The sequence below is a fragment of the Pseudomonas sp. GW704-F2 genome (assembly GCF_059423025.1).
The window spans coordinates 91,856-98,828 of the sequence record NZ_JBWKXO010000024.1; the positions used below are offsets into that span (position 1 = coordinate 91,856).

At 63.4% G+C, this 6,973-nt stretch carries 6 protein-coding genes; 3 read left to right on the forward strand and 3 right to left on the reverse strand.

The features are described 5' to 3' along the window. Window positions 1-41: 41 nt before the first annotated feature. Entirely contained in the window at window positions 42-794 is a 753-nt protein-coding gene (locus AC07W0_RS20260) for a thioesterase II family protein (RefSeq protein ID WP_017845801.1), read from the reverse strand. 303 nt (window positions 795-1,097) lie between these two features. On the opposite strand from AC07W0_RS20260, the gene AC07W0_RS20265 reads away from it, so the two are divergent. Further along, window positions 1,098-1,649, forward strand: coding sequence for an RNA polymerase factor sigma-70 (locus AC07W0_RS20265; protein ID WP_017845800.1), 552 nt, complete (start codon window positions 1,098-1,100; stop codon window positions 1,647-1,649). A 36-nt stretch (window positions 1,650-1,685) separates the two neighbouring features. Here AC07W0_RS20265 and AC07W0_RS20270 read toward each other — a convergent pair whose 3' ends face one another. After that, window positions 1,686-2,474, reverse strand: a complete 789-nt coding sequence (locus tag AC07W0_RS20270) for a substrate-binding periplasmic protein (protein ID WP_102618026.1) — start codon at window positions 2,472-2,474, stop codon at window positions 1,686-1,688. Window positions 2,475-2,566: 92 nt separating this feature from the next. Beyond that, entirely contained in the window at window positions 2,567-3,190 is a 624-nt protein-coding gene (locus tag AC07W0_RS20275) for a TetR/AcrR family transcriptional regulator (protein WP_046484016.1), read from the reverse strand. Window positions 3,191-3,344: 154 nt separating this feature from the next. On the opposite strand from AC07W0_RS20275, the gene AC07W0_RS20280 reads away from it, so the two are divergent. Both AC07W0_RS20280 and atuC read left to right on the forward strand, forming a co-directional pair. Then, the gene (locus tag AC07W0_RS20280; RefSeq protein ID WP_102618027.1) at window positions 3,345-5,123 is read left to right on the forward strand and encodes an acyclic terpene utilization AtuA family protein; all 1,779 of its coding nucleotides are present in this window, start codon (window positions 3,345-3,347) and stop codon (window positions 5,121-5,123) included. A gap of 75 nt (window positions 5,124-5,198) precedes the next feature. Then, complete coding sequence (gene atuC / locus AC07W0_RS20285; protein WP_102618028.1) at window positions 5,199-6,815, forward strand: geranyl-CoA carboxylase subunit beta; 1,617 nt, start codon at window positions 5,199-5,201, stop codon at window positions 6,813-6,815. Window positions 6,816-6,973 lie beyond the last annotated feature (158 nt).

Sequence of the window (6,973 nt, forward strand, 5' to 3'; positions counted from 1 at the left end):
GTTCCTGCCTGAAATCGGCTTACGGGAAAATCGGGAAGGGTTCAGCCGGCGGTCAGTCGCCGCGCCGCGCCATTGCGCCAGCGCGCCAGGTGTTCCTCGGCGTAGCGCCGCACACAGCGCAGCACCGCGCTTTCGTGCTGCACCAGAAAGAAGTGGTGGCCGTCGAACAGGTCCAGGGAAAACCCGCTGGCGGCGTCTGCCTGCCAGTCGAGTAACTGGTCGGCGCGCACGCTGTCCTGCTTGCCGCCGAACACATGGATCGGCATGCCCAGCGGCTCGCGTCGGCCGTAGGCGAAGCTGCCGCAGAGCAGGAAGTCGGCGCGCAGGATCGGCAGCATCAACTGCATCAATTCGCGGTTGGCCAGGGCTGCTTCGGCGGTGCCTTGCAGGTCGCGCAAGCGGGCGATCAGTTGCTCATCGGTCTTTTCGCGGGCGTACTCGCTGACGTCGCGTCGCGCCGGGCCGGCGGTGCCGGACGCAAACAGCGCCAGCGGCGCAGGCACGTTGCGCGCTTTGAGCGCGTGCGCCAGCTCGAACGCCAGCAGGCCGCCAAGGCTGTGGCCGAACAACGCGTAGGGGCCGTTCAGGTCACGACTGATTTCATCCGCCAACTGCGCGGCCAAGGCGCCGATGTCGCGTTGCAACGGCTCGTCCATCCGCATGCCACGCCCCGGCAACTCCAGCGGGCACACCTGCAACCAGTCCGGCAGAACACGCCGCCAACGCACGTACACCATGGCGCTGGCCCCCGAATAAGGCAGGCAGAACAGGCGCAGTCGAGTCGGCGCGCTCATCGCTCGGCGCCCCCCACCTGAAACGCGCCATATGCACGATAAAAACCCATCTCGCCCTCCTGCGGGTGCTGATCCTTGGCCGTTTTACCAACGAACCTGTCACCCAGAAGAACGGACGGCGTCGCCAAATAATTAGTCGTCGAGGACGAGCGAGACGGGGTTCACACCTTCAGCCCACGGACAAAATCAGTCAGACCTCTCATTTGACAATAATTATCATTCAGCATAATTTGTTGCCCGATGTGTAGGAGGCCTCAGCACGGACGCCCTCCCCTAACCTCTTTTGCGATCAAGGTGATTTCCATGACGGAACAAGTATCCACAGGCAGGTGCGACTCACCGCTGCTCCAGGCATTCGTCGATAATCGGCTGATTCTGGTAAAGATCGCAGCACGTATTACCGGCTGCCGCTCCCGGGCCGAAGACGTCGTGCAGGATGCCTACTTCCGGCTGCAATCGGCGCCGACGATCACCTCATCGTTCAAGGCGCAATTGAGTTATCTGTTCCAGATCGTGCGCAACCTGGCGATCGATCACTATCGCAAGCAGGCCCTGGAGCTCAAATATTCGGGGACCGAAGAGGAAGGCTTGAATGTGGTGATTCAGGGCGCGTCACCGGAAACTTCGCACATCAATTTCAACACCCTGGAGAACATCGCCGACGCCCTGACGGAACTGCCCCAGCGCACCCGCTACGCGTTCGAGATGTACCGCCTGCACGGCGTGCCGCAAAAGGACATCGCCAAGGAACTCGGCGTCTCGCCGACCCTGGTCAACTTCATGATTCGCGATGCGCTGGTGCATTGCCGCAAGGTGTCGGGCAGTCACAGCGATACATTTGCACGGCGGCTCTGAAACTCGCCCCGTCGCGGAGCCTGGTCTCCCGAAACCTCAGGGCACCGCCGTCACATCGATGCGATAGGGCTCGAATATCTTCAACAGCTCGCCGTCATCGCGCAAACGTTTGAGCAGGCCGGCAAACGCTACGCTGCTGATCGGCGCCTTGGGCCGCAGCAACGCGTAGTGGTGGTACACCTGGTCGACGCGCTCCGAGATCAGGAACTGGGCGGCCATGTCGACGTTGCGCGCCAGAAAATCACTCAGGTACGAGCGGGTCACCAGGGCGATATCGGCGCGACCGCGCGCAACCATCAGCAGGTTGCTGTCATGGGAGTAGGTCAACGTCGCGTTGAAGTGCTCGGTCATGAACTTGGGGTCGGCATTGAAGTTGGCGAAGGCGTAGTGATAACCGCTGAATACCGCCAGGCGCTTGCCGCCAAGGCTGGTGAAATAATTCTGGTCGCGATCGGGCTCACGCTGGGCGACGAAGATTTCGGCATCTTCCAGGCCCATATCGACCGTGGTGTGAGGAATCTTCTGCCAGCCCCAGTCGGGGTTTTCGAAAATCGCCACGTCGACCCGGCCCTGCTCGAAATCGCGAAAGCGTCGCGGGATCGAGGTCGGCACCAGCACGAACTGATAGTCGGTTTGCGAGGCGTTCAGGGCTTCGACCAACTGCGGCAGCAATCCGGTGTCGGCGCCCTGCTCGGGGCGCACGGTGTACGGCGGAAAATGCGCAGCGCCGATCCTCACCAATTGCGCAGCCGAAGCCGGCATCCACGCAACGGTGCCCAGTGCCCATAAAGTAAGTCCTGCAGCCAGTCGCCATGGCGAAAACATTAAGGCACACACCGTTTAACCTGCTGATGGCAATAAGCTAGGCGTTTTTGTCTGGCGAGACAACTTCCACCGGAAAATTAATAGCTTGCGCCTCAATCAGCCTTCAAAACCATCAACAACGCCTCTTCGGCCAACTGCTCGAGGGTCAAGCTGCCCTCGGCGCGGAACCAAGTGGTGGTCCAGGACAAGGCACCGGTGAGGAAGCGCCGGGCGATAAACACATCCCCCTTGATATAGCCGGCGGCCTTGGCCTCGCCCAGCACCTGCAGCCAGATCGCTTCATAGACATCACGCAAGGCCAGCACCCGGGCCTGGCCCTCGGCCGACAGCGAACGCCACTCGTACACCAACACCGCCATGGCTTCGCCACTGCCGCCCATGATCGACTGCAATTCGCAGCGAATCAGCGCCAGCACGCGCTCGCGCACCGTGCTCGCCTCTTCCAGCGACGCACGCATCAGCGCAGTGTTGTAGCGGATGGTTTCTTCCATCACCGCGCGCAGGATCTCGTCCTTGCTCTTGAAGTGATGAAAGATGCTGCCGGACTGGATGCCCACGGCACCGGCCAGGTCGCGCACGGTGGTGCGCTCGAAGCCCTTGTTGCGAAACAGGTGAGCCGCGGTTTGCAGCAACTTGCCCCGGGCACTGTCGGGGTCGGTCAATTGGCCGCCGTCGACCATGGCGCGCATCACCCGCAGGGCTTTGTGCTCATCCATGCTGCTCTCCTTTACGTCTGCTGACATCTTGGGCGGCAATTTAGGCCGTGCCTGCCAGCCAAGCAAGCGCTTGGCTGAAAACTTGTGTCCGGAGTTTACAAACCAAGCGCTTGCTTGGTAGTCTCGTCTCCAGCCATTCGAGGAAGGATTTCTCATGAGCAAGACGGTTCGCATCGGCTGCGCCAGCGCCTTCTGGGGCGACACCTGCACCGCCGCCGCCCAGTTGGTACACGGCGGCAAGCTGGACTATCTGGTGTTCGACTACCTGGCGGAAGTCACAATGTCGATCCTCGCCGCTGCGCGGATCAAAGATCCCCAGGCCGGCTACGCCACGGACTTTGTCGAGGTGCTGTCGCCGCTGCTGGCCGAAATCCAGCGCCAGGGCATCCGCGTGATCAGCAACGCGGGGGGCATCCACCCCCAGGCCTGCGCCGCCGCCCTGCAAGCGGCCTGCGACGCGGCGCAACTGCCGCTGAAAATCGCCGTGCTGCTGGGCGATGACCTGCAGCCCCAACTCAAACACCTGCGCGACAGCGTCGACATGTTCAACGGCGCGCCGCTGCCGCCGCTGTGCGTGTCCGCCAATGCCTACCTCGGCGCGCCGGGCATTGTCCGCGCGCTTGAGCTGGGGGCGGATATCGTCATCACCGGGCGGGTGGTCGACAGCGCGGTGGTCAGCGCCGCGTTGGTGCATGAATTCAACTGGTCATGGCAGGACTACGACCGCCTCGCCCAGGCCGCCCTGGCCGGGCATATCATCGAATGCGGCGCGCAGTGTACCGGCGGCAACTTCACCGATTGGCGCGACGTGCCGGATTACGAGCACATCGGTTTTCCCATCGTCGACGTCAGCGCCGACGGCCAGTTCACCGTGAATAAAGTCGCGGGCAGCGGCGGGTTGATCAGCGAGCTGAGCGTGGCCGAACAACTGCTCTACGAAATCGGCGACCCGCGCGCCTACTTGCTGCCCGATGTGATCTGCGATTTCAGCCAGGTCAAATTGCAGCAGCAAGGCAAACACAGTGTGCGTCTGCACGGTGCCAAGGGTTTACCGCCGACCGCTCAATACAAGGTCAGCGCCACTTACCCGGATGGCTTTCGCTGCACCGCCAGTTGCCTGATCGCCGGGATCGACGCGGTGGCCAAGGCCGAGCGGGTCGCCCAGGCGATTATCGACAAGACGTCGGAGCTGTTCAGCCAGCGCGGTTGGGCGCCCTACACCGAGGTGAACATCGAACTGCTCGGCAGCGAAGCCACCTACGGCGCGCATGCGCGACGCCGGGACTGCCGCGAGGTGGTGGTGAAGTTGGCGGTGCGCCACCCGAGCAAGCCGGCGCTGGTGCTGTTCGCCCGCGAAATCGCCCAGGCCGCCACCGGCATGGCGCCGGGGCTGACCGGCATCGTCGGCGGGCGGCCGACGGTGTATCCGTTGATTCGACTGTTTTCGTTCCTGATCGATAAATCGTCCTGTGAGCTGGCGATTGATTTGCAGGGTGAACGCCACGCTTGCGCGCTTCCGGCCAGCCACGCACTGGGCACGCCGGCGGCCGCCCTCGAACCGCCCAAACCCCAAGGCCGCGCCGATGCCAGCGTGCCCCTGGTGAAACTCGCGGTGGCCCGTTCCGGCGACAAGGGCAACCACAGCAACATCGGGGTGATTGCCCGCGACCCGGCGTACCTGCCGTGGATCGCCGAAGCCCTGACCCCGGCCGTGGTCGTCGACTGGATGGGCCACGTGCTCGACCCCGTCCACGGTCGCGTCGAACGCTGGTACCTGCCCGGCAGCCACAGCCTCAACTTCCTGCTGGAAAACGCCTTGGGCGGCGGCGGCATCGCCAGCCTGCGCATCGACCCGCAGGGCAAGGCCTTTGCCCAGCAGTTGCTGGAAATCCCCATCGCCGTGCCGCAGCACATCGCCGATCAACTCACGTAAAGGAGCGTTGCCGTGGCCTTCGACTCGATCTTCAAAGCCGACCTGCCGGATGTCCTCAAAGGGGAGTCATAAACCATGCCGGTGATCGAAACCCTGATCGACGCCCACAGCCCAGACTTCGTGCGCAACCGCGAAGCGCTGCTGGCGAGCCTGCAGCAACTGCGCCTGTTGGAGCAGAACCTGTTGAGCAAGGCGCTGGAAGCCAAGCCCAAGTTCGACAAACGCGGGCAATTGCTGCCGCGTGAACGCCTCAACCTGCTGCTGGACCCTGGCGCGCCGTTCCTGGAACTGGCCAGCCTGGCCGGCTACAAACTCCATGACGACAAGGACGGCAGCGCCGCCGGCGGCGGGTTGATCGCCGGCATCGGTTACGTCAGCGGCGTGCGCGTGCTGGTGGTGGCGAATAACAGCGCGATCAAGGGCGGCACCATTTCCCCCACGGGCCTGAAGAAATCCCTGCGCCTGCAACAGATCGCGATGGAAAACCAACTGCCGGTGGTGACCCTCGCCGAAAGCGGCGGCGCCAACCTCAACTACGCGGCGGAGATTTTCGTCGAAGGCGCGCGCAGCTTCGCCAACCAGGCGCGCATGTCGGCCATGGGCTTGCCGCAGATCACCGTGGTCCACGGCTCGGCCACGGCGGGCGGCGCGTATCAGCCGGGGCTGTCGGATTACGTGGTGGTGGTGCGCGGCAAGGCCAAGCTGTTCCTGGCCGGCCCGCCGCTGCTCAAGGCCGCGACCGGCGAAGTCGCCACCGATGAAGCACTGGGCGGCGCCGAGATGCACGCGCAAATCGCCGGCACCGCGGAATACCTGGCGGAAAACGATGCCGACGGGGTGCGGATCGTGCGCGAGATCGTCAGCCTGCTGCCGTGGAACGAGCGCCTGCCGTCGATGCCCAAACGCACGTATGCCGAGCCGCTGTACCCCATCGACGAACTGCTCGGGCTGATCCCCGACGACCCGAAAAAACCCTACGACGTCCGCGAAATCCTCGCACGCCTGGCCGACGGTTCGAACTTCCTCGAGTTCAAGGGCGAGTTCGACGCACATACCGTGTGCGGCCACCTGCACATCCAGGGCCGCGCCGTCGGCGTGATCGGCAATAACGGCCCGATCACGCCCAAGGGCGCCAGCAAGGCCGCGCAATTCATCCAACTGTGCGACCAGAGCCGCACGCCGCTGCTGTTCCTGCACAACACCACCGGCTTTATGGTCGGCACCGAGGCGGAACAGCAAGGCGTGATCAAGCACGGCGCGAAGATGATCCAGGCGGTGGCCAATGCCCGTGTGCCCAAACTCACCGTGGTGATCGGCGGCTCCTACGGCGCCGGCAACTACGCCATGTGCGGCCGCGGCCTCGACCCGCGCTTCATCTTCGCCTGGCCCAACAGCCGCACCGCCGTGATGGGCGGCGCCCAGGCCGGCAAAGTGCTGCGCATCGTCACCGAAGCCAAACAACAGAAAGACGGCCTGACCCCCGACCCCAAGATGCTCGACATGCTGGAACAAGTCACCGCACAAAAACTCGACAGCCAATCCACCGCGCTGTACGGCAGTGCAAACCTATGGGATGACGGCCTGATCGACCCACGGGATACCCGCACGTTGCTGGGGTTCCTACTGGATATCTGCCAGGAAGCCGACATACGGACGTTGCAACCGAACAGCTTTGGCGTAGCACGGCTCTAAAGTCATCAAGACAACAAAACCCTGCTGTTGCTCTGCTTTTGCTCTGCTTTTGATTTTGATTTTGATCTTAGGCGCCCCGTCAAACCACGCTGGCCGAACGCAGGCTTGAATCCGTGGGCAACCCGGCAGGACGCCGGGTTAGCCGTCCTGGGCCAGGG

What these genes read in the sequence shown, in the direction of transcription:
- atuC (WP_102618028.1), top strand. Translation starts at nt 5,199, where the DNA reads ATGCCGGTGATCGAAACCCTGATCGACGCCCACAGCCCAGACTTCGTG.
- AC07W0_RS20260 (WP_017845801.1), bottom strand. Translation starts at nt 794, where the DNA reads ATGAGCGCGCCGACTCGACTGCGCCTGTTCTGCCTGCCTTATTCGGGG.
- AC07W0_RS20275 (WP_046484016.1), bottom strand. Translation starts at nt 3,190, where the DNA reads ATGGATGAGCACAAAGCCCTGCGGGTGATGCGCGCCATGGTCGACGGC.
- AC07W0_RS20265 (WP_017845800.1), top strand. Translation starts at nt 1,098, where the DNA reads ATGACGGAACAAGTATCCACAGGCAGGTGCGACTCACCGCTGCTCCAG.
- AC07W0_RS20270 (WP_102618026.1), bottom strand. Translation starts at nt 2,474, where the DNA reads ATGTTTTCGCCATGGCGACTGGCTGCAGGACTTACTTTATGGGCACTG.
- AC07W0_RS20280 (WP_102618027.1), top strand. Translation starts at nt 3,345, where the DNA reads ATGAGCAAGACGGTTCGCATCGGCTGCGCCAGCGCCTTCTGGGGCGAC.